This is a genomic window from Lactobacillus sp. ESL0701 (assembly GCF_029433445.1).
Classification (GTDB): Bacteria; Bacillota; Bacilli; order Lactobacillales; family Lactobacillaceae; genus Lactobacillus.
Genome location: NZ_JAQTIC010000004.1, coordinates 104963 through 130692 on the forward strand (window position 1 = coordinate 104963; position 25730 = coordinate 130692).

Consider the following 25730-nt stretch of genomic DNA (forward strand, 5'->3'; position numbering starts at 1 on the left):
TAAATTAACTATTATGGAGTATCATTATTAATTCGGCACTGTGTGTAGCCTTGTGATTTAGCTTCTGCAAGGGTCATTTTTATAATACTATCAGCATTTTTTAAGCCCCAGCAATTTGGATTAAAGTGATATCTTTTACCATGATCTGGGGCTACAAAAACATAACCTTCTTGAGGCTCTAGATTACTTTTCTCTTGTTTATCTTGATCTGAAGTAATTTGTTGATTATTATTGCTAAGATTATCACTGGTTTTGTGTCGTTTACGGTGAGTAAGGTTAGTTACCACATGAGTAGACATTTTTTTAACATGTCTATATTTTTTAATTTCGCTATGCTTTTTAGTTTTCTTTGTTGGAACCTTCTTTTGTTTGTGTATTTTAGTAGAATGTGTAGATTGAGTATCACTGCTAGAGTTATTTGGCATCATATTACTACTAATAGATAAGAGAACAAACCCAATAACAAATGTGATTATTGAAGTTTTAAGCTTCCTCTTTTTGATTAATGAATAGAAGAAATAACCAGTGCTACCAATTACTGTAATGACTCCAAAAAGAAATAAGAACATATTGGTGCCAAAAATATTACTGCCTAACATAAAAATTAAAACTAGGATGATTAACCTTTGGCCCCAAGTTTTTTTATACCAGGGTAAAGTATTGGCATTACTATCGTTATCATTTTCACTCATGTTTTAAACCTCCTAAGAGTATGATAAAAAATTGTTTAAAGAAAAAAGATGAAAAAAAGCTACAAGCCTAGAATTTTGCTTGAAAATTAATCTAGGAGTTATAGCTTTATAGATTACTGCTAAAAAGCAACCAAGAACAAGTGGAAAAAACGAATTCCCTATTTGTTTATATTCAAAAATAATTATAATTAGTGACAGAAAATAAAGCAATGAAAATTCGGAAATATCATGAACAGTTAGTATTAATGAAAATATCTATGATTTTGATAGTAGAAGTAATAAAATTGAGTAGAAAAAAGACAATTCATTATTATGAATTGTCTTTTTTAATTTATAGTATAAAAGCTAACATAATTTTACATTTAAGGAGAGTACAGGATTTGAACCTGCGCGCCAAGGAAAAACTTGGTTCGCCGGATTTCGAGTCCGGTGCATTACCACTCTGCCAACTCTCCGCAACAAAGGATATTATACCTTATTAGTCGTATTTTTCCAAATTAATTTTGTAAATTTTTATTTTGGGGTCATTTTTTTGGAGGGGATCCTGGACTCTCCTTGTAACATTCTTGAAAATCTGTGGTGACATCTTGCAAGCATTTTTATCATTGAAAAATTTTATTTTAATGAAAACACATGTTATGATAGACAACATGTGTTTTTACTAAATATCGTATTTTATGTAAGGAGTAGAAATAATGAAAATACAGCCAAATACTGATGTCTTCAGACCTAAATGGTATGTCGAGCAAATGCGTGGTTGGAGTTTTAAGACGTATATGCTGTTAATGCTGGGAATTGGCGTGATTATTGGTACAACAGTTAGTTCGCCGATAAATACCATTTCACTGGTTACAATGGTTGCGGCAATCATGGGCTTTACCTGTACATTGGCAATTACCAACGCCAAACCGTTAAATGGCGTCTTAGGATTGTTATCGGCATTAATTTACATTGTCGTGGCAATTAACGCCCGCAATTATGCCGATGTTGTCTTGCAGGCTTCATATATCGTCTTGCTAGATTTGCCGGTTTTATTATTACCTGCATGGGCTAAAGACGCTGAAAAGCATATTCACGGATTAAATGCATCTAAATGGCTGTTAACACTGATTTTCTTTGCCGTTGTTACTGCTGCCTTGTATTTTATGGATACGAAAATTTTCATCAGTCCACGGCCATGGATTGATGCTTTTGCTGGATCAATTGGCGTAACTGGATCATTATTATGTACCTTGCGTTTTCGTGAGCAGTACTACTTTTGGACGGTTCAAGGAATTATGTCAATTATCTTGTGGGGGGTAACTGCCTTTCAAGGTGATGCTAATCTGACGCTATTTATTACGTATATTCTATACATGAGTAACGACCTGCTTGCGTTTACTGATAGGAATACGCACTGGTTCCATTAATATTAATAAACTAAAAAAGGTGAAATTCTTCAATAATTGAAGAACTTCACCTTTTATTTTGCTAAATGCTCTTTAACAACTTTGACTAAAATTGCGGTTGCGCCTTTGCCAGCCTTATCATCGTAGTATGACTTGTAACGACTTTCTTTTTCGTAATTGTCAACTAATGCTAAGTGCATCTCAGGTGAATAATTAGGCATAATAATTTGCAGCCATGACTTATGATTTGCAAAAATATCATCGCTTAATTCTGCTTCTTTAGCAGGATCTTTAACGACAGCTTGTAAATCACGCACAAGGTTAGCTTCAGTTACTTTCATTTTATTAAAATTTTCAACCGTTTTTTGATCGTCTTTTTTGGTCATTACTGATACTCCTCAATCTAATTTTATCTTATTAACTATAGCATATTGCATGATAGAATGGTTGAATTAATTTTTAACCACTAATTTAAGCCCCGCAATTGTTTAAAATTAAGTTTAAGCAATTTACAAAATTGGTAAAGTTAAAGCATTAAGGAACAATTAAAGTAAACTGAGCCGTATAATAAAGTTAGAGGTGAATTAATGATTACTTTTGTATGGGCAGAAGATCAAAAAGGTCAAATTGGTCTAAATGGGCATTTGCCGTGGCAGTTACCTGGTGATATGAAACATTTTAAGGAATTAACAATTGGTCATCCAATAGTTATGGGGCGAAAAACTTTTACCAGTTTACCACGTTTGCTGCCGCAGCGTTTGCACATTGTATTGACTAAAGATGAACAATTAATTGCACAATATGCCGCAAACAAGCAGGTTGTGATGGTAAATTCACTTACTGAATTAAATAATTGGCTGACTGCTCATCAGCAAGAGCAAATCAGTGTAATTGGTGGCAATTCGGTTTTTTCGGCATTAAAAGATCGCGTTGACTGTCTTGAAAGAACAGTAATTGATGCCACTTTTGCTGGTGATACGGTGATGACGGCTATTGATTATCAACAATTCAATTTAGTTAAGAGGGTAAGTCATGTCCCTAATCAACAAGATAAATATCCTTATGCTTTTCTAACTTATTTGCGAAAGGAAGTTCAAAAATGAAGCAAATTATCTGGTCCGGCGTTATTCTTCTAATCTGTGTGGTTATCTTAGTAGGCAGTATTGTGCAAGCAGAAGCAACAAATCATAATTTTTGGTGGCAGGTCATTGGGATGGCAATTGTGACCTATGGTGTGGGTCGCTACCACATGACCCAAATTAAAGCCTTCAAAAAAACTAACAATAAATAAATTTTATTCTGGGGTTGACAGCAATCAACTTGAATGATAAATTAATAAACAATTAAATAATTAATACATCTTGAAAAGCAGAGTAACTATTTTTTCTTAACGATAAAGAGAGTTGGCATTGTGGTGAGAGTCAGCAGTTAAATAGTAGTGAACATGGGCTTGAAATAATGACTGTTAGTGAGATTTAGCTAATGGCGGAGTTGCATCCGTTATCTTTGCAAGCTATTGTTTGATAGTTAGTGAGATTTATTACGTGAGTAATAGATAAATTTAAAGGTGGTAACACGAGCACTCGTCCTTAATTTAGGATGAGTGCTTTTTTATTGCAATTTTGGAGGTAAGGATTAATGAGTAAGAAAAAACAACGCAAGCTAATTATTAGCGTATTGATTATCGTCATTGTGTTGATTGCCGCTTGGTTTGGTTTTGGTTCAGGTTTAAATCATGGTTCAAAATCACATACGGTTACTGTCGGGGTAGTTGGTGAAAGCAAGCCGGAACAGGATATTTGGCAGCATGTTAAGCAAACCGCCAAGAAAAAATACGGTATTACTGTCCAGATTAAAAATTTCACTGATTATAATCAGCCAAATAAAGCCTTGAAAAATGGTGATATTGATTTGAATGCCTTTCAACATTATTCATTCTTAGCAAGTTGGAACAAGGCTAATCATGGCGGCGTTGTACCAATTGGTAAAACTTACATCGCTCCAATTAGATTGTACTCAAAGAAGTACCACAAGCTTAGTCAATTACCTAACGGCGCAACGATTGCAGTACCCAATGACCCAACTAATGAATCTAGAGCATTATTCGTCTTGAAAAATGCCGGCTTAATCGGTTTACGTAAGGGTAAAAGTTTAGTTACGGTTTCTGATATTATTCAAAATCACCGTAACTTAAAAGTTAAAGAAATCAGCGCTGAACAATGTGGACGCGTGATTAATTCTGTTGATGCCGCGGTTGTCAACAATGACTTTTCTGGACCAGCAGGTCTAGGCAAGAAGCAGACAATCTTTGTTGAGCCGGTTAATAAAGATTCGCAGCAATGGATTGACATTATTTGTGCCAAAAAGGGCCAGACTAATAACAAGGATTATCAGGATGTTGTGAAGGCTTACCAAACGCAAGAAACTAAGAAATTATATAAAAAGTATTATGGCGACATGGAGATTGCTGCTTGGGATATTGCTTTAAAATAGAATGGAACATTTATCATGAGTTATAAAAAGCGCAAGAATATTATTATTTGGTTAATTATTGCCGTAGTTATCATTATTGCCGCTTGGTTTGGTTTTGGTCCGGGTCTAAATAAGCCAAAATCGCAAAGTCATGTTGTAACGGTTGGAGTTGTGAGCATTACCAAATCCGATCAAGATATTTGGGATCACGCAGCTACCTTAGCTAAAAAGAAGTATGGCGTTTCGATTAAGATTAAAAATTTCACGGATTATAATCAACCCAATAAGGCATTAAAAAACGGCGATATTGATCTTAACTCCTTTCAACACTATGCCTTCTTAAAGGAATGGAACAAGGCCAATCATGGTGATGTCGTTGCTATTGGCCGGACACAAGTTTCACCAATCAGAATTTATTCTAAAAAGTATCACAAGCTGAGTAAATTACCAGATGGCGCGACAATTGCGGTACCAAATGATGCTACAAATGAATCACGGTCATTAATCGTTCTCAAAAATGCGGGTTTAATTAAGTTACGTAAAAATAAGGCGTTACTAACAGTTGCAGATATTGTTAGGAACCCGCATAATTTAAAAATTAAGGAAGTTAGTGACGATCAATGTGGTCGGGTAGTTAATAGTGTTGATGCAGCAATTGTTAATAATACTTTTGCCATACCAGCAGGACTTGGAGAGAAGCAGACAATCTTTGTCGAGCCACTTAACAAAGATTCGTTAAAATGGGTGAATATTATTTGTGCTCGTAAAGGTCAAAAAGATAATCGCGATTATCAAGAAGTTGTGCAGGCATACCAAACGGTTAAAACCAAAAAGTTAATGAAGAAATATTTTGGGAAAATGGAACTACCTGCTTGGGATATCAAGTTTTAGTAAAGGGTGATTATTAATGAGTATTATTGAGTTAAAGCATGTTAATGTGGATTTTCCAGATAAAAAGGGTAAGGTTGTTCATGCTGTACAGGATGTTAATTTAGAAGTTGAAAAAGGGGACATTTATGGGGTTGTCGGCTTCTCTGGTGCTGGCAAGTCTACCTTGGTTAGAACGATTAACTTGCTGCAAAAGCCAACTGCTGGTGACATTCAAGTCAACGGTATCGATTTTATTAAGGATGGCAAGCAAATCATTTCAAATAAGCAGTTGCAATTAGCACGTAGAAACATCGGCATGATTTTTCAGAGTTTTAACTTGCTAAATGAGGTAACTGTTCTGGAAAATGTCTCCTTTGCCTTGAAGCACTCTGGTTTAAAAGACAAAGAAATTGAAGAAAAATCATTGCACCTGTTAGATTTGGTTGATCTAAAAGATAAAGCCAACTTTTATCCAGTTCAACTATCTGGGGGGCAGCAGCAACGAGTGGCAATTGCGCGCGCCCTTGCCAATGAACCAGATATTCTAATTTCAGATGAGGCAACTAGTGCTTTGGACCCACAGAATACGCAACAAATTCTAGCATTATTGAAAAAACTTAAGGCAGAATTGAACTTAACAATTGTGTTAATCACGCACGAAATGGATGCAGTTAAAAAAATCTGTGACAAAGTAGCAGTGATGGAACAAGGCAGAATTGTTGAAAAGGGCAGATTACGTGATGTTGTTTTGCACCCGCAAAACACGTTGACTAAGAGCTTTGTCGGTGGCTCACTTGAAGTCATCAATACTTTAGATATGCTGCACTTAGATCACTTGAATGAGGACGAAGCGATTTATCAATTAGTTTACAGTGTAGCCAATGTGACCAAGTCGATTGTCATTGACCTGTATCGAGAACTTGGCGTTGAAGTCAGCATGCTGTATGGCAATGTGGAACTGCTTGACGATGAGCCAATTGGGACTTTATTGGTTTTAGTTAAGGGTGATAGTGAAAAACAAAAGGAAACAGTTGCCTTTTTACAAAAGCAACAAGTGTCATTAACCAGATTTGATGAAAAGGGGAATTTGTATGAGTAGTTGGTTTAGTAGTGTCTTTCCAAATGTGGTTCAACTTGGCTGGAATGGGGATGCTGGCTGGGGCACCAGTATTGGGCAAACACTTTTTATGACCTTTTGGTCAGCTATCTTTGGTGGAATTTTAGGGATTATTTTTGGCGTAATTCTCGTTTTAACTAAGGATGATGGCATACGCCCGAACAAATTCTGGTTTAACGTTTGTGATAAAGCAGTTTCAATTTTCCGAGCAATTCCGTTTATCATTTTGCTGGCGTTTATTGCACCAGTAACGCAAAAGATTGTGGGTACCCAAATTGGAATGAAGGCAGCCCTAGTACCGTTAACTTTAGGTGTCTTTCCGTTTTATGCTCGGCAAGTGCAGGTTGCCTTAGAGAGCGTAGCACAGGGAAAGATTGAAGCTGCTCAGAGTCTAGGGGCGACTATCTCGGACATCATTTTTAGTGTTTATTTAAATGAAGCGCGTTCGGAATTGGTGCGCGTGTCCACAGTGACAATTATTAGTTTAATTGGCTTAACTGCGATGGCTGGGGCTATCGGCGCTGGTGGACTAGGGAATACAGCTATCTCGTATGGCTATAACCGCTTTGATAACGATGTAACCTTAGTGGCAACAGTTCTCGTAATTATTTTGATTTTTATTGTCCAAATCATTGGTGACTTCTTTGCTAAAAAATTAAATCATCAAAGTCGTTAAAAAAAGACCAGCAAGCAGATTGCTTGCTGGTCTTTTATATTTTAAGTTAAAAGATTATTTAACTGCATCCTTTAATGCCTTACCAGGCTTGAATGCAGGTACTTGAGTAGCAGGAATAGTTAAGGTCTTACCAGTTTGTGGGTTTCTACCTTTTCTTTCTGCACGTTGACGAACTTCAAATGAACCGAAGCCAATGATTTGAACCTTTTCACCCTTAGTCAAGTTGTCCTTGATTGAGCCGATGAAAGCGTCAATAACTTCTTCAGCTTCCTTTTGCTTAAGGCCAGTCTTTGCTGCAACTTCTTTAGTAAGTTCAGATTTGTTAATTGAAGCCATAATGTATCTTCTCTTTTCTATAAAAATTATAAAATAGACAACACAAATCGATTGCAAACAATCGCCACGTAATTAACGTGATGCGTTGTGTCGCTTGATATCCAGCAACTTTAATTATTTTAGCACAGTTAAGCAGACCTTCAATAGAAAAATTGCGATTGTGCAAATTATTTTTTTACTTTTGTTAAATTGTTAGTCATTTGCTGATAATTTAGGTAAAGTACTTTAAAGCGTGAATGGTTTTCTTTTTGCCAAGGTTTTGGCTTGCCACAGAAATGCAGAATTGAAGTATTTTGCATTACCCATTCAAGGTTATCTTCACCCGCGCTCCTAGTTAAATAAACCGAATAAGCACGCGCATCATAATTCCATTTTGTTTCCGGAATTTGAAGAATATCTTCACCATACAAGTAATTTAGGATATCCTGATCGGGTAAAATCAAGGTGTCATGATGCTTGTTAATTGCGTCGATAAGATCATCAAGTTTAACTTTTTGCCGCATCTGGTCCAAATTCATCAGCATAATACCAGAATTAAAGTAGGCAGTTGTGGTTCCTAAACGAATATTATTAATTGAACTCATGATATCGGTTAGCCCCTCATGAGCAGCCGCGGCGAACATCTTGCCCTGTAAATCTAAATCCCATAGTGGCTTAATTGAATTAATTATTAAAATATCAGGATCAAGATAAATAATACGGTGCAATTTAGAAGGTAAGATTTTGCCGGATAATAGTCGAAAATACATTTCCTGTGGGTAATCATGCAGGTTTAGTAGGGATTCTGGGAAGGTAAAGTCGGCATTCATTGCTAAAGCTTCAACCTGGATATCGATTTTTTGACCAAAGTTTTGCAAGGCAGTTAAAGCAGGGGCACTAATATTATCGTAAATTATCCAAACGCGCATCTGTTGCTGCAGATTATTAAGTTTAAGTGAATACATCATGACTTCAAGTGGTTTAATGTAGTTTTGATCAATAGTAACTAAGATTTCAATTAGATTATCGTTTATATTTTCCATATTTATCTTTCTGAAAATAGCAGTAATAATTACATTATATTTATTATAAGTTATTTTGGTTTTAAAGCTAAACTTTATTATTTAGCAGCTCGAGAAGAAATTACAAATTATTACATTTATTTTTATCAGGAGTAATTACAAAGTTAATGTAGTAAAATAAATCGTAAGAATTTAAATGATTACATTATGAGGTGTGAATATGAAGAAAAAATTATTGTTAGGCATGGTTGGTGCAGCTTCTTTGTCACTTGGCTTAGCTGTAACAGTCCCAGTAAATGCGGCAACTGAAGATACACCAACTACTACCCAGACTGCTAATACTGATCAGCAACAAAATGCGACAGGAACATCTAATTCTGATAACCAATCAGCAACTAGTGGTTCTACAAGCGATACAGCTGCTTTAGGCTACATTAATAAGTATGTTAAGCTGAAGAAAAATTCAACTATTTATGATGATAAGGGCAACAAGGCTAAAACAGGTAAAACCAAGTTAAAGAAGAACATGTTTATTTACGTTACAGGTTTTACTTCAACTAAAGGCAAGAGTTTATTACAATTTGATAATAAGAAACAATATATTGATGCTAAAAACGTAAAAACTTCACCAGCAGCATCTTATAAATTAAAGCGTAAAGCTTATGCTTATAACAGTAAGGGCAAGAACTTGGGTGGAACAATTGCTAAAGGACAAAATGTTTTAGTAATTAAAACTAAGAAAATTCATAAAACTAAATTTGTTGGCATTACATTTGTTGAAAGTTTAAAGACATACTACATTAAGTGGTCAGACTTGAATCATAAGAGTGGTCTACCTTTAAATCAATAATTGAGAAAGAAGTCCTAAAATGTCAGATCCAATTTTAAAGCGCGTTGCTGTTCGCAAATATACCGATGAAAAGGTGTCGCAAGCAGCGATTGAACAATTGATTAAGGCGTTCCAAGCATCGCCATGTGGCATGCATGAAACAACGGCTATGCAAATGACAGTAGTGGAAGATGAGAATTTACTAAAAAAGATTGAACAAGTAACTGACAATGCCTGCTATGGTGCGCCACTATTATTTGTAATTAATATTCAAAAGAAGAGTCGTTACGGTGAGCGAGATGCTTCAGCTGCTGCCGAAAATATTATGGTCGAAGCGGCCAATCTTGATTTAGGTTCCGTTTACTTAATGATGGCTGCTGGAAAGCTAAATACTGCACCAGATTTGCAAGCTGAATTAGGTATTACTCCAGGGTTTATAACTTCGGTAGTTGTAGCCGTTGGTCATGCTGGGGAAGCACCAGATGAAGATCGGTCGAACCGATATCAAGTAATTCGAAAATAGTTTTAAAAGCGAAGAGTAATCTTCGCTTTTTTTGTTAATAATTATATTAGCTAATGGAAGCGCTTGCTGATATAATCAGATTGTAATAGATTTTATGTTGCAAACTGAAAGAAGATCCAAAATGAAAAAAATTATCAATGATCCTGCTAATGTAGTACCAGAAATGGTTGCTGGTATGGTTCGGTCCTATCCCCAATTTATTGAACAGGTTCCTGATACTGAAGCTGTTATGCGGTCAGACAAGGAATCGATGAAAGGCAAAGTCGGGCTTGTTTCCGGTGGTGGTTCTGGACATGAGCCAACTCATGCAGGCTTTGTCGGTAAAGGGATGTTAAGTGCAGCTGTTTGCGGGCAGGTCTTTACTTCACCGACACCAGATCAAATTTATGCAGCTATTAAGGCTGTCGATCAAGGGCAGGGTGTTTTTTTAATAATTAAAAACTATTCTGGTGACATCATGAACTTTGACATGGCGAAGGATTTGGCAGAAATGGATGATATTAAGATTAAGTCAATCGTTGTTGACGATGATATTGCCGTTGAAAATAGTACTTTTACGCAAGGTCGGCGTGGCGTAGCGGGGACATTATTTATGCATAAGGTACTTGGAGCCGCTGCGCAAAATGGTGCTAGTCTTGATGAAATTGCGGAATTAGCCGAGCAGGTTTTGCCAAATATTAAAACAATCGCCGTTGCCTTGTCCGCAGCAACTAACCCAGAAACTGGTAAACCTGGTTTTGTTCTTAAAGATGACGAGATTGAGTTTGGCGTTGGTGTCCATTCAGAGCCCGGTTATCGTCGTGAAAAGATTAAGCCTGCCAAGGATTTGGTTGAAGAATTAGTTAATAAGCTTGATGGCGAAATGCATCTTGATGGCAGTAAAAAATATGCGGTACTTGTTAATGGTATGGGCGCAACACCGCTGATGGAACAGTATATTTTTAGTAATGATTTATTAAACAAACTTGAGCAATTTAAGATTAAGCCAGCATTTATCAAAATCGGCAATTACATGACATCGCTTGATATGGCGGGAATATCACTTACCATGTTTGAATTAAAGGATGACAAGTGGCTTGAGGCATTAAAGATGCCAGTTGCAACAATTGCTTGGAAATAGAAAGGGTTAAACATGACATTAACAGTCGATACTTTAACAGAATGGATGAATAATTTTGCGGCTAAAATTGCCGTAAATCAGCAATTTTTAAGTGATTTAGATACGCCAATTGGCGATGGTGACCATGGTTTTAATATGAATCGTGGGATGACAGCGGTCAGTCAAAAGTTGGCGGAAAAGCCGGCTAGCGTGACTGCAGCTTTTAAAACCATTGCAATGACGTTGATTTCAACTGTTGGTGGGGCTTCTGGTCCGCTTTATGGTACTGCCTTTTTGGAAATGGCTAAAAAAAGCAATACCACGACGGATTTAGGTGAATTATTGGATGCTGCCCTAGCTGGCATTGAGAAGCGCGGTGGCGCAAAACCAGGTGATAAAACCATGGTTGATGTTTGGCAGGCATTAATTCCTGATGTCAAGGACGGCAATCTGACGCAAGACAAGATAGCAGCAGCTGTTGGGGCTACTAAGGAGATGATTGCTAAAAGAGGTCGCGCTTCATATTTGGGCGAGCGGTCAAAGGGTCATGTTGATCCCGGCTCGCAATCTAGTGGCTACTTATTTGAAGCAATGCTAGAAACAAAGGGGTTATTATGAGTTTAGGAATTACTTTGGTTTCGCACGTTCCAGAAATTGCCAGTGGCTTAAAAAAATTATTAGACCAGGTCGCCGCTGATGTCCCAATTACTGTTGCAGGTGGTACTAACGATGGTGATATTGGGACTAGTATGGATAAGATTATGCAGTCCTTTGCAGATAACACAGCTGACGAAATTTTAGCATTTTATGACCTTGGTAGTGCCAAGATGAATTTAGAAATGGCAATTGAAATGACCGATAAGCCAGTTTATTTATATAATACGGCTTTTATTGAGGGAGCATATACAGCTGCGTCACTTATTCAAGCTGGTGTCACACGTACAGAAGTCGAAGTTCAACTTAAGCCACTGGTTGTAAAAGACTAGGAAATTTCATTTCTAATTACCTAATTTTAAGCAAAAAAGTTTTTCATCTTCACAAGTTAAGTTATCATTGATTAAGGTAAAATTAATGTATTGATGCTTTTTAAGTGAGGGAGAAAAAGAATGCATGATAGTTTAACAATGCAAATGCTTGGTGAGTTCTTAGGAACCGCTATCCTTGTTTTGTTTGGTGATGGCATCTGTGCCGTTGTTAATTTGAAAAAGTCAAAAGGCAATGGTGCTGGCTGGCTAGCAGTTACTCTGGGCTGGGGTTTTGCCTTAGCTTTCGGGATTTACTGTGTAAGTTGGCTTAGTCCAGGACATTTGAATCCGGCTGTTACCTTGGGAATGGCAATTGTTGGTAACTTACCTTGGAGTTCTGTTTTGCCATACTTTGTTGCTCAAGTTGCCGGAGGTTTTGTTGGCGGTATTCTAGTTTGGCTGACATATTACCCTCATTTTGCGGCAACTGAAGACCAAGACGTTATTTTGGGCACTTTTGCAACTGAACCTGCCATTAGAAAATATCTCTGGAATTTCTTTGCGGAAATGATTGGGACATTTATGCTTGTCTTTGGCTTATTAGCCTTTAGTAAGAGTCAATTTGCTCCAGGTCTAAATCCACTAGTTGCTGGTTTATTATTAGGTGCTATTGGCCTTTCATTAGGTGGTTCAACTGGTGCTGCTCTTAATCCAGCTCGTGATTTGGGACCAAGATTGGTTCACCAATTGTTCCCAATTGCTAATAAGGGCAAGTCTGACTGGGCATATGCTTGGGTTCCAGTTGTTGCACCATTTGTTGGTGGTATTTTAGCAGCATTATTATTTTTAGTAATTAAATAATTATTACTTGTTGACTAAATAAAAGTACTGATACTTTTAAAAATCCTTTAGACAATTTTGTCTAAAGGATTTTTTGCTTACAATTTATTTTGGTATATAATAACAAAATATAAGGAGAGATTTTAATGAAAAAAGAAAATAATGATGAAGGTTGGGGCAGTTTCTTTCGTGAACTGATTGTAATGTTGGCAGTTGTTCTAGGAATATGTTATCTGCTGCTGACTTTTGTAATTTCAAATGATCGGGTATCTGGCAATTCAATGCAGCCCAACTTTGAAGGTAATGAGCGTTTGATTGCATCGCGTCATAGCTCCTTTAAGCGAAACGATGTGGTTGTTCTGTATGCGCCTAAAGCCGCACGGGATACCCCAGGTTCAGTTTATGTTAAGCGGGTAATCGGCATGCCTGGTGATAAAATCGTGTCTAAAAATGACAAATTGTACGTTAACGGTAAATTATTGCCAGAACCCTATTTAGAAAATGATTATAAGAAAGCTGATAATGCAATTGGCCAAACGTATACAACCAATTTTACGTATCAGGTTCCTAAAGGTCATTATTGGGTAATGGGCGACCACCGGGATATTTCAAAGGATTCACGTCGTTTTGGTCCGATAACAAGAAAAGCAATAATTGGCAAGGTAGTCTTACGTTATTGGCCGCTTAATAAAATCCAAACATTTTAAAAGTAAATAATTTGGAAATCCCCCAATATTTAATTATTGGGGGATTTTTTAATTAAAGCAAAAAATCACATGCTCAGGAATAATATCATCTTTTTCTTATAAAGCAAGTAGTTAAAATGATGATAATTCCAATAGACATACTGTTATATTCACAGATAAATTAATAATACCGCTATATTTGACTGCTATGAATAATGGAACAAATTTCACAAACCATTTCACAAATAAAAAAATAAAAGCCATAATTTTATTGAAATGACAACATTTATGCTCAAACAAATATTTGTTAAAAAACTATTTACAATTGTGAAAAAATATTATATATTTTAATCAAGCGCTTCCATTATGTTTAATATTTATAAATATGAGGTTAATAATTCAATTACTAATTTTAGAAGGATTGGGAGTTAAAATGTTACATAATAGTTTGGGTATGCAATTGCTTGGTGAATTTGTTGGAACGGCAATGATGATTTTATTAGGAGACGGTGTCTGTGCTGATATGGGACTGTCTAAGTCAAAGGCTAAGGGCGCCAATTGGGTTGGTATCGCTTTTGGCTGGGGTATGGCAATTACGTTTTCAGTATACTTTGTCAAATGGCTGACCCCCGGTTACTTTAATCCAGCAGTTGCTGTTGCCATGGCAATTTCAGGTAGTTTCTCATGGTCTTATGTTTTGCCGTATATAATTGCGGAAGTTGCCGGTGCATTTGTTGGTGCAATTTTAGTATGGTTGATGTTTTATCCACATTGGCAAGAAACTACAGATCAAGAAGCAATTTTAACCAGTTTTGCTACGGCACCTGCCATTAGAAATTACTTTTGGAACTTTTTTGCAGAAATGTTAGCAACATTTGTTTTAGTATATGGACTGCTAGCATTTGGCAAGAGTGGTGTGAATCCGGCACTTAATCCTGTTCTTGCAGGTACTTTAATTACTGCGATTGCATTTTCACTTGGTGGTCCTACGGGAATCGCACTTAACCCAGCCCGTGACTTTGGTCCCCGGCTTGCTCACCAAGTATTGCCAATTGCTAACAAGGGTAACTCAGATTGGGCTTATAGTTGGGTACCAATTGTTGGACCGTTTGTTGGTGGAATTTTAGCTGCCTTATTATTCGTTGGTCTTAGATAAAATAAAAATAAGCTATTCAAATTCGAATAGCTTATTTTTATGGCTTAAAATGGCGCAAAATTTCAATTCCTTCACGTTGGTACTTATTGGGAATAAAACTTTTGCGCATTGCAATCTGCATGTAGGCCCATAATTTTTGTCCCGGCTGCAGGCGAACAAGATGAATTCCGGCAACATCTTTAACACTGCTTTCCATTGCTAATGCAATACCAACATTACGTTTTACAAGATCAATCATTAATTTCATTGTTGTTGCCGTATAAATTATATTAGGTGTAAAATTACCAAATTTTGCTTCTTGTTCAAGACATTCTCTGGTCAAGAAGCCACGTTCACGAGCAATAAAACGCTTATTACGTAATTTTGCAGCACTAATTTCATGAACGTCATGCCAGGGATCGTTTAAACCGGTAATGATTACTAACTCTGTTTTATGTAAATTATGAATAAAGTAATCTGGATCGTTGATTTTAATCATCCAAGAATAAATTGCAACGTCCACTTTACCATTGGTCAGATCGGAAAAAGCATCAGCTGATCGCTCAATGTGAGTATCGAGTAAATGGATAAGTCCTGCTTGAAAAAACTTTTGAATAATATCAGGAACATAGGAACTTCCGGCTTCGCCAGAAAAGGCGAGTCGGATTTTTTTGTCGCTTGCGTGTTTAACATCGTAATCAATACTTGCAATATCTTGGATCAGGATTTTAGCTTTTTGGTAAAGTAATTCGCCAGCATTAGTCAAAAGCAACTTACTTTTACGGTTTTTTTGAATAATTAATGGATCTTCGAACTTTTTAGCAAGTCGTTTAATCGCCATTGAAATTGTTGGCTGTGTAACTTCAAAATAAGCGGCAGTAGTAGTGTAATTACCAAGTTCAACTAATTTGCAAAAATAAATCAAATCTTTTTCATTCATTCTGAGGTATACCTTTAAAAATCAATAAATAATATTTATAAGTGAATCTATTTATATTATATTAAATTGCTTGATAAATGACAATAAACACTTGATAAATCAATGATTGCTATCACTGCTTGCAAGCAATTTCTGCTAAAAATAAAGTAGATTTATATTTATGAAACCGATATATTTATTTTTAGTAAAGATTTATGAAAGTGTAGGTAATTATTTTGATTTACAATTCAGCACTTAAATGGGATGCAGTTTACGATGTTATTGTTGTTGGTTTTGGTGGTGCAGGCGCTGGCGCTGCTAGGTTCGCAGCTGATAATAATGCTAAAGTTTTATTAATCGACTCGGCTCCAGAAGGTCAAGAAGGTGGCAATACCCGTTATTCTGGCGGGGCTTTTGCGTGGAGTGATAATTTTGCTGATTTGCGTGATTATTATAAGCAAACTTATTATCCATTCAAGTATGATCCTAAAGATCTAGACACTTTTGTTAACAATGTTTTGCAAATGAAAGAATATTCAAAAAAATATTTTGGAATTGATGCACAATATACAGGTAGAAGACCTCAAGGTGAATATCCAGAATATCGTCATGCTGCTACTATGCGTTCACAAACAATGACAAAAGGAATGTATAACGGTGGTTTTTGGAAATTATTACGTAAAAAAGTTTATGAACGACTAGATAAAATTGATATTTGGTTTTCAAGTCCGGCCCAACACTTGATTCAAGATCCGGAAACAAAAACAATTTTAGGTGTTCAAATTAAGCACCAGGATCAGGTTCGTTATGTAGCTGCCAAAAATGGTGTGGTTCTATCCTGTGGTGGTTTTGAAAATAATCAGGATATGGTGCAGAACTTTTTAGGACAAGGATCATTAGCACCAATTGGAACATTGTACAACCAAGGTAAAGGGATTGATTTAGCTGTTGAAGCTGGTGCGCGTCTATGGCATATGTCCAACTATGATTCGCACGGATTTTCGTTAAATGAAGGCAAACCAAGAGAAAAATTTGCCTACATGATTAACTGGAAGAGTTTATTCAACGGCAGTATTTTTGTCGCAGGTGATGATGGTACCCGTTATTATCGCGAAGATGAAGAAGATCGTCATGGTTATAAATATAATCACGGTAATTGGATTATGCTGCCTAATCAAAACCATCCTCACATTGTGATGGATCAAAGACAATACGAGCAGTTGGCTAGCGATACTTCTGATAAAGCTGATCAAATCAAGGAGTTAATCTCCTATTCAATTAAAGCTGACTCAATTGCCGAATTAGCTAAGAAAATTGATGCTCCTAAATTAGAACAGGCTGTTGATGATTTCGGCTTTTTAGTTGAAGTAACTAAGCGCGACATGTTTTTAAATCGTAATATTGAAACAATGCGGGCCTTCGGTGTGGGACCATACTATGCAATTCCGATTCGTCATAATATTTTACATACTCATGGTGGCGGTCGCCGCAATGAAAAATGTGAAGTACTTGATATGGCCAATAATGTAATTCCTCATTTATATGAAGCAGGGGAATTAGGAGATATTTTTGCTACTAAGTATATTGGTGCTAATAGTATTGCAGATTTACTAATTTCTGGCAAAATTGCAGGGGAAAATGCTGCATGGCCAAAACGGAAGATTGTCGACTTTGATGTTATTAGTCATGCAAGTGAAGTACCAGAATTAAAATCTGATGCTCATGCTTCATCAAGTGATTATGAAGCTGGTCCAAATCAAGGTATTGGAATTAGCGAAAATGGAATTAACGATGTTCCAATTGTTGTCCGTGTAACTACCAATAACAATAAAATTACTAATATTGAAACTTTACAACAGAAAGAAACGCCATCTCTTGGTGGACGTGCTATTCCGGCTTTAACTAAAGAAATGTTGGCTAAGCAGACTACTGATGTTGATGCAGTTAGTGGTGCGAGTGTAACTAGTGCTGCCTTTAAAGCTGCAGTTAAGCAAGCGATTAGTAACGCCAAAAATAAAGGAGAAAACTAATGTTAGATAAATTTCAATGGAAAAAATGGGTGCTGCCCTTAGCTGTTGGCATCATTTTGTGGCTATTAACGCCATTAAAGCCAGGGGCAATCAGTGTTCCTGCTTGGCATCTGTTTGCAATCTTTATTGCAACGATTATTGCCTGTGTTACTAAGCCGTTACCGATGATGGCTGTCACAATTATTGCAATTGTTGTTGCCACCTTAACTGGTATCTTTAAAATGGACGAAGTTGCAGCTGGCTTTGGTAATTCAACTGCCTGGATGGTTGCAATGTGTATGTTCATGGCTGCTGGTTTTATTAAGTCAGGCTTAGGCAAGAGGATCGCCTATTTCTTTGTTAAAACTTTTGGCAAGAAAACTTTGGGTTTGGCTTATGCCTTATCAATGGTTGAAACTGTACTAGCAATTGGTATCCCAAGTAATAATGCTCGGGTTAATGGTATCATGTATCCAATTATTGATAATTTATCAAAAGAAATGGGTTCAGATCCTAAAAAGGGAACCCAAAGAAAAATGGGTTCATTCTTAGTTTTTAATGAATATGAAGTCAATATTGTTACTTCAACCATGTTCCTTACTGGGCTAGCTGGTAATATGGTGGCATTGGGAATTGCCAAGACGCAGAATGTTTCAATTTCTTGGATGCAATGGTTTATTGCCGCAATTGTCCCGGGAATTATTTCTTTGCTTGTCGTGCCATTCATCTTGTATAAGATTTATCCGCCTGAAGTTAAAGAAACACCAAACGCTCATGCATGGGCAGATGCCAAATTAAAAGAATTGGGTAAAACGACTGTTGCAGAAAAAATCATGGCTGCTGTCTTTATCTTGGCAGTTGTCTTATGGCTTGTAGGTTCGAAAATTGGAATTGATGCAACCGAAGTTAGTTTTATTGCCGTAGCCTTATTATTAATTACAGGAGTAATTAATGTTAAGGACTTACTTGGACAAAGTTTTGCTTGGAATATTTTAACTTGGTTGTCAATTATCATGTTAATGTCCCAGAAGTTGATGACATTAGGCTTCTTCCCATGGTTCTCAAAGACTTTAGGTAATGCATTACATGGCATGAACTGGATTTGGGTTTTAGTAATTCTTTACCTGGTTTACTTTTACTTACACTACTTATTCCCAAGTATTACAACGCAGATTTCTGCTTTGTATGCCGGATTCTTGTCTGTTGCAATTGGTGCTGGTGTACCGCCATTGATGGCTGCTTTAATGCTGGCATTAGATGGTTCATTGTACTTATCTACTTCAACTTATTCTGCTGGCCCTGCTGCTTTACTTTCATCAACTGGATATGTATCTAATAAAGATTGGTGGAAACTAAGTGCGATTATCGGTGTTGTCCTTAACGTTATCTGGCTTGGCGGCGGATTGCTATGGACTAAGGTAATTGGAATGTGGTAAAAATTAATACAGATTGCAGATAAGCATAACTTCTACTTGACAAATAATGAGTTGATTATTAAGATATCCTTAATATTTAAAAAGCGATGAAAAGAAAAGTATGTTTGCAGGTAATGCACAGAGAGTTCCGGCTACTGAAATGGAATCACGAATGCAAACAGAAAATCCCTTGGAGCTATCTGGTGAACAAAGTAACTAGAGTTGGTGACACCCATTAACGTGTTAGCGTATCGCAAGTAATTGCCGTACGTGAAGTGACTGCTGAGTTTAGGCAAAGCTGGATTTAGCAGTAAGATAGGTGGTACCGTGCCAAGTAAGCACCCTTGAAGTAAATTCAAGGGTGCTTTTTTATTGCTAAAAATAGGGCAGGTGATGGACTCATGAAAGTTAAAATTAGCATCCAAGTAAAAGTTAGACAATTTATTAAAATGGAGGTTAAGTATGGATGAATTAGAACAAGATGTTAATCAAAAACCATTGACTTGGAAGCAGTATTTAGTTGTTGCCTCGCTGCTGTTTGGTTTGTTTTTTGGGGCTGGTAATTTAATTTTTCCAATTCACTTGGGTCAAATGGCAGGAGCCAATTGGGGGCAAGCAACCCTTGGCTTTTTGGTAACTGCGGTTTTACTGCCATTACTATCAGTTTTAGCGATTAGCATGACACATGCTAAAGGGGTCTATGATATTGGTCTACCCCTTGGTTCAGCTTTTGCCTTGGTCTTTATGATCTTAATTCACTTAACGATTGGTCCACTTTTTGGGACACCGCGGACTGCCAGTATTTCATTTACAGTTGGTGTTTTACCAATGCTGCCTAAGTCATGGGCGCAAACCGGTCTGTTTATCTTTTCAGCATTATTTTTTATTTGTGCCTTTTTAGTTGCTTATAAGGAATCCAATATTTTAACTAGCGTCGGCAAAATCTTAAATCCACTTTTTTTACTATTATTGTTCGTAATTTTTTTGCTGGGCTTTTTCTCACCAATGGGACGTGCTAACGCGCAAAAAGTTACCCTAGCTTACCAACAGGCACCATTTTTTAATGGCTTTTTGCAAGGATATAATACGATGGATGCCTTGGCTGGGTTGGCCTTTGGGGTAACAGTGGTAACTGCTGTCCGCCAAATGGGCAAGACGACTGCTAAGAGTAATGCCAAAGTAACCGCTAAGGCCGGCGTTTTGGCAACAGGTACGATTGGCTTAATATACATTGCGTTAATTTGGCTTGGCGCTACGACATTAAATCATTACAAGTTGTCGCCAGATGGTGGGGTTGCCTTTAATCAAATTGTTACCTATTATCTTGGTGGTTTTGGTCATGCATTGCTGGCAACATTAATTACGGTTACCTGTTTAACAACTGCAGTGGGTTTGATTGCCGCATTTGCTCAAGATTTTCACCGTAGCTTTTCTAAAATAAGTTATCATACTTGGTTATTTTTGATGACCTTAGCATCATTTTTAACTGCTAATTTTGGTCTTGATACGATTATTTCTTGGTCAACGCCCATGCTGATGTTCCTTTACCCAGTTGCAATCGTATTGATTTTACTGTCAATTACATCTTCATTGTTTCACCGTGATCCTATTGTTTACTTTTGGGTTGTATTATTTACGTTAATTCCAGCCTTTTTAGATATGGTTGCGGCCTTGCCGCCAGTAATTAGTCAAAGCTCGTGGGTTTCGAGTTTACATGCCGTGCAGTTAAAGTATTTACCATTTGCGGCAATTGGTATGGATTGGCTAATTCCTGCTCTTATTGGCTTAGTTATTGGGCTTGTTTGCCATTTTATTAAAGAAAGAACAGCTCAGGCAAAGGCATAAGCGTTCATTGCATCAAATTTTTTTGTTTTTTAGTTGACAAAGAATGGGTCGATGATTAGAATATTATTAATATTTAACAAGCGAAGAAAAGAAGAGTACAGTTGCAAGTAGTGCCACAGAGAGTTCAGATGGTGAAAATGAACCACGACAGCAACTTGAAAGTAACTTTGAGCTATCTAGTGAAGTACAAGTAGCTAGTATTGGTGACACCCATTAACGTGTTAGTGTATCGCAAGTAATTGCCGTACATGAAGTGACTGCTAAGTTTAAGCAAAATTAGATTTAACAGTAAGATAGGTGGTACCGTGCTAAAGCACCCTTGATTTTTTATAATCAAGGGTGCTTTTTTAGTTACTTTGTAATTAGATATTTTCGCTTTTATAGGAAGTGACAACCTTGAAAAAATACGTGTGCTAGCAATAATAACTAAATTATTGCATTAAATAAAACTGGAGGTTAATTAAATGGAAGAAATTGAACAAGACTTAAATACCAAACCATTAACGTGGAAACAATATTTGGTCGTTGCTTCATTATTATTTGGATTATTTTTTGGAGCAGGGAACTTAATCTTTCCAATTCATCTGGGACAAATGTCTGGTGCTAATTGGGGAATTGCCACGATTGGCTTTTTAATTACTGCCGTGTTGCTCCCACTATGTGCGGTTTTGGCAATTAGTGCCAGCCATGCCAAAGGAGTTTTTGATATTGGGCGACCACTGGGACCTAAATTTGCTTTGGTTTTTATGGTTTTAATCCACTTAACATTGGGACCATTATTTGCTACTCCAAGAACAGCGAGTATTTCTTTTTCGGTTGGATTACAGCCAGTTTTACCACAAAAATTTGCTAAGCCTGGTCTACTAATATTTTCCGCAATTTTCTTTATTTTGGCATTTATCATTTCTTATGAACAATCATCAATTTTAGACAGTATTGGGCGAATTTTAAATCCAATTTTCTTGCTATTGCTTTTTGTAATTTTCTTAATGGCCTTTTGTTCGCCAATGGGAGCAGCAAAACAGCAACCAGTAACTGCAGCATACAAAAGTGCACCATTTTTTAACGGCTTTTTAGAAGGTTATAACACAATGGATGCCTTAGCAGGTCTAGCCTTCGGTTATACGATTGTTTCGGCTGTTCGGCAATTAGGTAAGACAAGTGCTAAAAGTAATGCTAAAGTTACTGCTCGTGCGGGGGTACTGGCTACTAGCGCGATTGGTATCATTTATATTGGCTTGATTTGGCTTGGTTCAACCACGCTTAATCATTACAAAATTTCACCAGATGGTGGTACTGTCTTTAACCAAATTGTTACCTATTATTTAGGTAATATCGGGCATGCCTTATTGGCAACTTTAGTTACCTTAACCTGTTTGACAACTGCAGTTGGTTTGATTGCTGCATTTGCCCAAGACTTTCATCGTAGTTTTAGTAAGGTTAGTTATCATGCTTGGCTTGGCATTATGACTTTTGCCTCATTCTTAACTGCTAACTGTGGTTTGGACACAATTATTTCTTGGTCAACGCCAATGCTAATGTTTATTTATCCAATTGCGATGGTGCTAATTATTTTATCAATCACCGCTAGTTGGTTTGATCGTGACCCGATAGTTTATTTCTGGGTAGTTGTGTTTACAATTATTCCTGCAATCTTTGATATGATTGCCTCGTTCCCGCCAGTTATCAGCCAAACACATTGGGCACTGCAAGTTCGTGCATTTCAATTAAAGATTTTGCCATTTGCGTCAATTGGCATGGACTGGATTATTCCGGCTTTAATTGGTTTAATTATTGGTTTAGCATGTCATTTTTATCGTAAAGCAAAATTAGTAAAATAATTAATGAGAATCTAGGATTATAATCCTAGATTTTTTAGTGCCGAATTTTTGACATCAAGCGTTTACCACAGTAGATTAAAAGTGCAGACTAGACAAAATTAATTGTAAAAAGATGGGACTGATTTATTTTGGCAAAAATGAACATGACAGATAATCATAAAATGCAGATGGATCATAAGCAGTCGATGATGCATGATGACAAAATGTCAATGCACAATAGTGACATGATGATGCATGGCGGGCACATGATGAATATGGGTAATTTAAAGCAGAAATTTTGGTTCTCGTTAATTTTAGCATTACCAATTTTGTTTTTGAGCCCCGCGATGGGAGTTCACTTGTTCTTCCAATTCTCTTTTCCTGGGTCAGAATGGGTCGTAATGCTATTTGCGACTGCCTTATTTATCTATGGTGGTGAGCCATTTCTCAAGGGTGCTTTTTATGAATTAAAAGATAAGAAGCCAGAAATGATGACGCTAATTTCATTAGGGATTATTACAGCCTACATTTATAGTTTGTACGCGTTTGTTCAGAATAATATCAACCCAAGTTCTAATCACGTGATGGATTTCTTCTGGGAATTAGCCACTTTGATTTTAATTATGCTGTTAGGCCATTGGATTGAGATGAATTCGATTATGCGGGCTGGCAGTTCTGTTAATGATCTAGCTAAATTATTGCCAGATAAAGTTCATGTTCAAAAGGATAATCGAACAATTGATGTTCCTTTGGCGCAAGTAAAAAGTGATGCTGTGGTAGTAGTCAAAGCTGGTGAAAGTATCCCGCTTGATGGCGATATCATTGCCGGATCAAGCGATGTTAATGAATCTTTAGTTACTGGAGAGGCACGTTTAATCACACGCAAAAAGGGTGACCATGTAATTGGCGGTGCAATTAATGGCTCAGGAAAATTGACAATTAAAGTAACTAATTCAGCAAACAGCGGCTTTTTGGCTAATGTTAATCGGTTAGTCCAATCTGCGCAAATGAACAAGTCAAAATTGCAAACTCTTGCTGCTCAAGTATCAAGCTGGTTATTTTACGCTGCGCTAATTATTGGCGTAATTGCTTTAATTGTTTGGACTGCTAATCAAGGGATAGCTGCCGGACTTGAACGAATGGTGACGGTTTTGGTAATTGCATGTCCACATGCACTAGGATTAGCAATTCCATTGGTTAGTGCAAAAAGTATGTCTCTTGGAGCTAAACATGGTTTGTTAATTAGAAATCGGAATGTGATTGACATCAGTCCACGAATTAATTATTTATTGCTTGATAAAACTGGTACTTTGACTGAAGGCAAATTTCAGGTTCGCAAATATGCCAGTTTAAATAAGCAAATATCATCAAAACACTTATTAACACTGATTGCTTCACTTGAGCAAGATTCAACGCACCCAATTGCTCAAAGTATTTTACAGTTTGCACATGTTCATGAAATCCCTCCTTTACCAATTACCGATAGTAAAAATCTTGCCGGTAAGGGGGTAATGGCGACAATTGCCGGTAAGAAATATTTTTTAATCAATGAAAAAGCAGCCCGTGAGCAGGTTCATGACTTCCCGCAAATTGCAGTTGGTGATTATACAGTTAGCTATTTGGTCCAAGGACAGCAGGTATTGGGTTATGTAGCTGTTGGTGACCAGATTAAGCCAGATGCAGCTTCATTAATCAGCAAGATCAAACAGAATAACATTACACCAGTGATGTTAACTGGCGATAATCAGCAGGCAGCACAGAGTATTGCCCAGCAATTAGGCATTACTGAGGTTCATGCTGAATTAATGCCGAGTGATAAAGAAAAAATTGTTACAGGTTTACAACAAAAGGGCAATAAAGTAATGATGGTCGGTGATGGCATTAATGATGCCCCAAGTCTAGCACGAGCAGATATTGGTGTCGCTATCGGTGCCGGTACAGATGTTGCAGTTGATTCCGCAGATGTAGTTTTGGTTAATAGTCGGCCATCAGATATTGTTAACTTTTTAGAATTGGCACGAAATACCCATCGTAAAACTGTTCAAAATTTATGGTGGGGTGCAGGTTACAATATTATAGCTCTACCATTAGCTGCTGGTATTTTGGCACCTCTTGGGATCATGTTAGATCCTGCCTTTGGCGCAATTTTAATGTCCTTATCAACAGTAATTGTTGCAATTAATGCTGAAACGTTGAAAGTATAATTAACAATTTAGGGTAAAATACATCAGATTTTAAAAAATAATTCGGTTTATGTAAAAATATATAGTATAATTGTGATTAATGTTTAGATTTTATTACTTGGAGAAAGCATATGAAAAATAAAGAAGCACTGTTAATTATTGATTATACTTATGATTTTGTTGACGATCATGGATCCCTAACTTGCGGTCAGGCTGGTCAGGATTGTGAGCCAACGATTATGAAGCTGGCTCAGCAATTTGTTGCTGATGGAAATTATGTTATTTTGCCAACAGACTGCCACCAGCTTAACGATCCATTTCATCCAGAAAGTAAGCTATTTCCGCCGCACAACATCGAAGGTACAAGCGGTCGCGATTTCTATGGCGAATTAAAAACTTGGTATGAAGAAAACAAATCTGATAAAGTTTGGCAAATGGATAAGACGCGTTATAGCTCTTTTGTTGGAACTAATCTTGACCTTGACTTGCGGATGCGTAATGTCAAAACGCTTCATTTGGTTGGTGTTTGTACAGATATTTGTGTCTTGCAGACGGCAATTTATGCCTATAACTTGGGCTATAAAATTGTTGTTCATCAAGCTGGCGTAGCTGGAACAACACCAGAAAATCATCGGTTTGCTTTAGAAAACATGAAAAACAACTTAGGTGCAGAAATTATTTAGCAAATTATGCTTATTAAGTAAAAGTCACGTAAACTTTACGTGACTTTTTTATATCAACTTGTATTAACGAATTAAAAGAATATTTACTAATATTTTATTGAAAAATTTAAAAATACCCTTTTGTTTTTATATTATTGAAAAATAAAAACAAAAAATGTATTATTAATGTGGAATTTAAAAAACTAAAGTATAATTTTAAAAATATTAGGACGTCAGTCCCAAAAGGA

The 25730-nt window shown here is 36.7% G+C and carries 26 protein-coding genes, 1 tRNA gene and 1 other annotated feature; of the genes, 21 read left to right on the plus strand and 6 right to left on the minus strand.

Translation table 11 applies throughout. From position 1 onward, the window contains the following. Positions 1-11: 11 nt before the first annotated feature. Positions 12-692: an O-antigen ligase family protein gene (locus tag PT281_RS04435; RefSeq protein ID WP_277152425.1), complete on the minus strand. Its 681-nt coding sequence runs from the start codon at positions 690-692 to the stop codon at positions 12-14. Between the two features lie 365 nt (positions 693-1057). Beyond that, a tRNA-Ser gene (locus PT281_RS04440) sits at positions 1058-1147 on the minus strand. Positions 1148-1387: 240 nt separating this feature from the next. On the opposite strand from PT281_RS04440, the gene pnuC reads away from it, so the two are divergent. Further along, a complete protein-coding gene (pnuC, locus tag PT281_RS04445; RefSeq protein WP_277152427.1) occupies positions 1388-2101 on the plus strand; it encodes a nicotinamide riboside transporter PnuC in 714 nt (237 codons plus the stop codon). A gap of 53 nt (positions 2102-2154) precedes the next feature. Here the strand turns inward: pnuC and PT281_RS04450 are convergent, their stop codons facing one another. Next, the gene (locus PT281_RS04450) at positions 2155-2466 is read right to left on the minus strand and encodes a TipAS antibiotic-recognition domain-containing protein (protein ID WP_277129546.1); all 312 of its coding nucleotides are present in this window, start codon (positions 2464-2466) and stop codon (positions 2155-2157) included. Between the two features lie 201 nt (positions 2467-2667). Here PT281_RS04450 and PT281_RS04455 point away from each other — a divergent pair, with 201 nt between their 5' ends. The 6 genes from PT281_RS04455 (at position 2668) to PT281_RS04480 (ending at position 7215) form a co-directional block, all read left to right on the plus strand. Next, the gene (locus tag PT281_RS04455; RefSeq protein WP_277152429.1) at positions 2668-3183 is read left to right on the plus strand and encodes a dihydrofolate reductase; all 516 of its coding nucleotides are present in this window, start codon (positions 2668-2670) and stop codon (positions 3181-3183) included. Further along, the gene (locus PT281_RS04460; RefSeq protein ID WP_277140468.1) at positions 3180-3371 is read left to right on the plus strand and encodes a hypothetical protein; all 192 of its coding nucleotides are present in this window, start codon (positions 3180-3182) and stop codon (positions 3369-3371) included. The genes PT281_RS04455 and PT281_RS04460 overlap by 4 nt, the downstream gene beginning before the upstream one ends. Positions 3372-3718: 347 nt before the next feature. Further along, positions 3719-4573 carry a MetQ/NlpA family ABC transporter substrate-binding protein gene (locus PT281_RS04465; protein WP_277152431.1) on the plus strand — a complete coding sequence of 285 codons (855 nt, stop codon included), beginning with the start codon at positions 3719-3721 and terminating at the stop codon, positions 4571-4573. Between the two features lie 15 nt (positions 4574-4588). Beyond that, on the plus strand, positions 4589-5443 hold the full coding sequence (locus PT281_RS04470) for a MetQ/NlpA family ABC transporter substrate-binding protein (protein ID WP_277152432.1): 855 nt from the start codon (positions 4589-4591) through the stop codon (positions 5441-5443). Positions 5444-5459: 16 nt separating this feature from the next. After that, a complete protein-coding gene (locus tag PT281_RS04475; RefSeq protein ID WP_277152434.1) occupies positions 5460-6521 on the plus strand; it encodes a methionine ABC transporter ATP-binding protein in 1062 nt (353 codons plus the stop codon). Beyond that, a complete protein-coding gene (locus tag PT281_RS04480; protein WP_277152436.1) occupies positions 6514-7215 on the plus strand; it encodes a methionine ABC transporter permease in 702 nt (233 codons plus the stop codon). The genes PT281_RS04475 and PT281_RS04480 overlap by 8 nt, the downstream gene beginning before the upstream one ends. Before the next feature lie 54 nt (positions 7216-7269). Here the strand turns inward: PT281_RS04480 and PT281_RS04485 are convergent, their stop codons facing one another. Both PT281_RS04485 and PT281_RS04490 read right to left on the minus strand, forming a co-directional pair. Further along, complete coding sequence (locus tag PT281_RS04485) at positions 7270-7551, minus strand: HU family DNA-binding protein (RefSeq protein ID WP_277129553.1); 282 nt, start codon at positions 7549-7551, stop codon at positions 7270-7272. Positions 7552-7718: 167 nt separating this feature from the next. Continuing rightward, positions 7719-8573, minus strand: coding sequence for a glycosyltransferase family 8 protein (locus PT281_RS04490; RefSeq protein WP_277152438.1), 855 nt, complete (start codon positions 8571-8573; stop codon positions 7719-7721). Positions 8574-8772: 199 nt separating this feature from the next. On the opposite strand from PT281_RS04490, the gene PT281_RS04495 reads away from it, so the two are divergent. From PT281_RS04495 to PT281_RS04530, 8 genes are all read left to right on the plus strand, one after another. Beyond that, positions 8773-9402, plus strand: a complete 630-nt coding sequence (locus PT281_RS04495) for an SLAP domain-containing protein (protein WP_277152440.1) — start codon at positions 8773-8775, stop codon at positions 9400-9402. 19 nt (positions 9403-9421) lie between these two features. Further along, on the plus strand, positions 9422-9904 hold the full coding sequence (locus PT281_RS04500; RefSeq protein WP_277152442.1) for a nitroreductase family protein: 483 nt from the start codon (positions 9422-9424) through the stop codon (positions 9902-9904). Between the two features lie 121 nt (positions 9905-10025). Next, positions 10026-11024 (plus strand): dihydroxyacetone kinase subunit DhaK, encoded by a 999-nt coding sequence (gene dhaK / locus PT281_RS04505; RefSeq protein WP_277152444.1) that lies wholly within the window; start codon positions 10026-10028, stop codon positions 11022-11024. Between the two features lie 12 nt (positions 11025-11036). After that, positions 11037-11621, plus strand: coding sequence for a dihydroxyacetone kinase subunit DhaL (dhaL, locus tag PT281_RS04510; RefSeq protein ID WP_277152446.1), 585 nt, complete (start codon positions 11037-11039; stop codon positions 11619-11621). Beyond that, positions 11618-11989: a dihydroxyacetone kinase phosphoryl donor subunit DhaM gene (gene dhaM / locus PT281_RS04515; protein WP_277152448.1), complete on the plus strand. Its 372-nt coding sequence runs from the start codon at positions 11618-11620 to the stop codon at positions 11987-11989. Before dhaL ends, dhaM begins: the two co-directional genes overlap by 4 nt. A gap of 120 nt (positions 11990-12109) precedes the next feature. Further along, positions 12110-12829: an MIP/aquaporin family protein gene (locus PT281_RS04520; RefSeq protein WP_277152450.1), complete on the plus strand. Its 720-nt coding sequence runs from the start codon at positions 12110-12112 to the stop codon at positions 12827-12829. Positions 12830-12954: 125 nt separating this feature from the next. Then, positions 12955-13515, plus strand: a complete 561-nt coding sequence (lepB, locus tag PT281_RS04525; protein ID WP_277152452.1) for a signal peptidase I — start codon at positions 12955-12957, stop codon at positions 13513-13515. Between the two features lie 412 nt (positions 13516-13927). After that, the gene (locus PT281_RS04530) at positions 13928-14650 is read left to right on the plus strand and encodes an MIP/aquaporin family protein (protein ID WP_277152454.1); all 723 of its coding nucleotides are present in this window, start codon (positions 13928-13930) and stop codon (positions 14648-14650) included. Positions 14651-14687: 37 nt separating this feature from the next. Here the strand turns inward: PT281_RS04530 and PT281_RS04535 are convergent, their stop codons facing one another. Further along, positions 14688-15569, minus strand: a complete 882-nt coding sequence (locus PT281_RS04535) for a LysR family transcriptional regulator (RefSeq protein WP_277152456.1) — start codon at positions 15567-15569, stop codon at positions 14688-14690. Between the two features lie 215 nt (positions 15570-15784). On the opposite strand from PT281_RS04535, the gene PT281_RS04540 reads away from it, so the two are divergent. From PT281_RS04540 to PT281_RS04565, 6 genes are all read left to right on the plus strand, one after another. Further along, positions 15785-17578: an FAD-binding protein gene (locus tag PT281_RS04540; protein ID WP_277152458.1), complete on the plus strand. Its 1794-nt coding sequence runs from the start codon at positions 15785-15787 to the stop codon at positions 17576-17578. Beyond that, entirely contained in the window at positions 17578-18993 is a 1416-nt protein-coding gene (locus tag PT281_RS04545; RefSeq protein ID WP_277152460.1) for a DASS family sodium-coupled anion symporter, read from the plus strand. Before PT281_RS04540 ends, PT281_RS04545 begins: the two co-directional genes overlap by 1 nt. 77 nt (positions 18994-19070) lie before the next feature. After that, positions 19071-19321: a binding site (T-box leader), on the plus strand. A 113-nt stretch (positions 19322-19434) separates the two neighbouring features. Continuing rightward, a complete protein-coding gene (gene brnQ, locus PT281_RS04550; protein WP_277152462.1) occupies positions 19435-20817 on the plus strand; it encodes a branched-chain amino acid transport system II carrier protein in 1383 nt (460 codons plus the stop codon). Positions 20818-21281: 464 nt separating this feature from the next. Then, entirely contained in the window at positions 21282-22658 is a 1377-nt protein-coding gene (gene brnQ / locus PT281_RS04555) for a branched-chain amino acid transport system II carrier protein (protein ID WP_277152464.1), read from the plus strand. Positions 22659-22795: 137 nt separating this feature from the next. Then, complete coding sequence (locus tag PT281_RS04560) at positions 22796-24841, plus strand: copper-translocating P-type ATPase (RefSeq protein ID WP_348635621.1); 2046 nt, start codon at positions 22796-22798, stop codon at positions 24839-24841. 110 nt (positions 24842-24951) lie between these two features. Next, positions 24952-25503 (plus strand): isochorismatase family cysteine hydrolase, encoded by a 552-nt coding sequence (locus PT281_RS04565; protein ID WP_277152468.1) that lies wholly within the window; start codon positions 24952-24954, stop codon positions 25501-25503. The last annotated feature ends 227 nt before the right edge of the window (positions 25504-25730 follow it).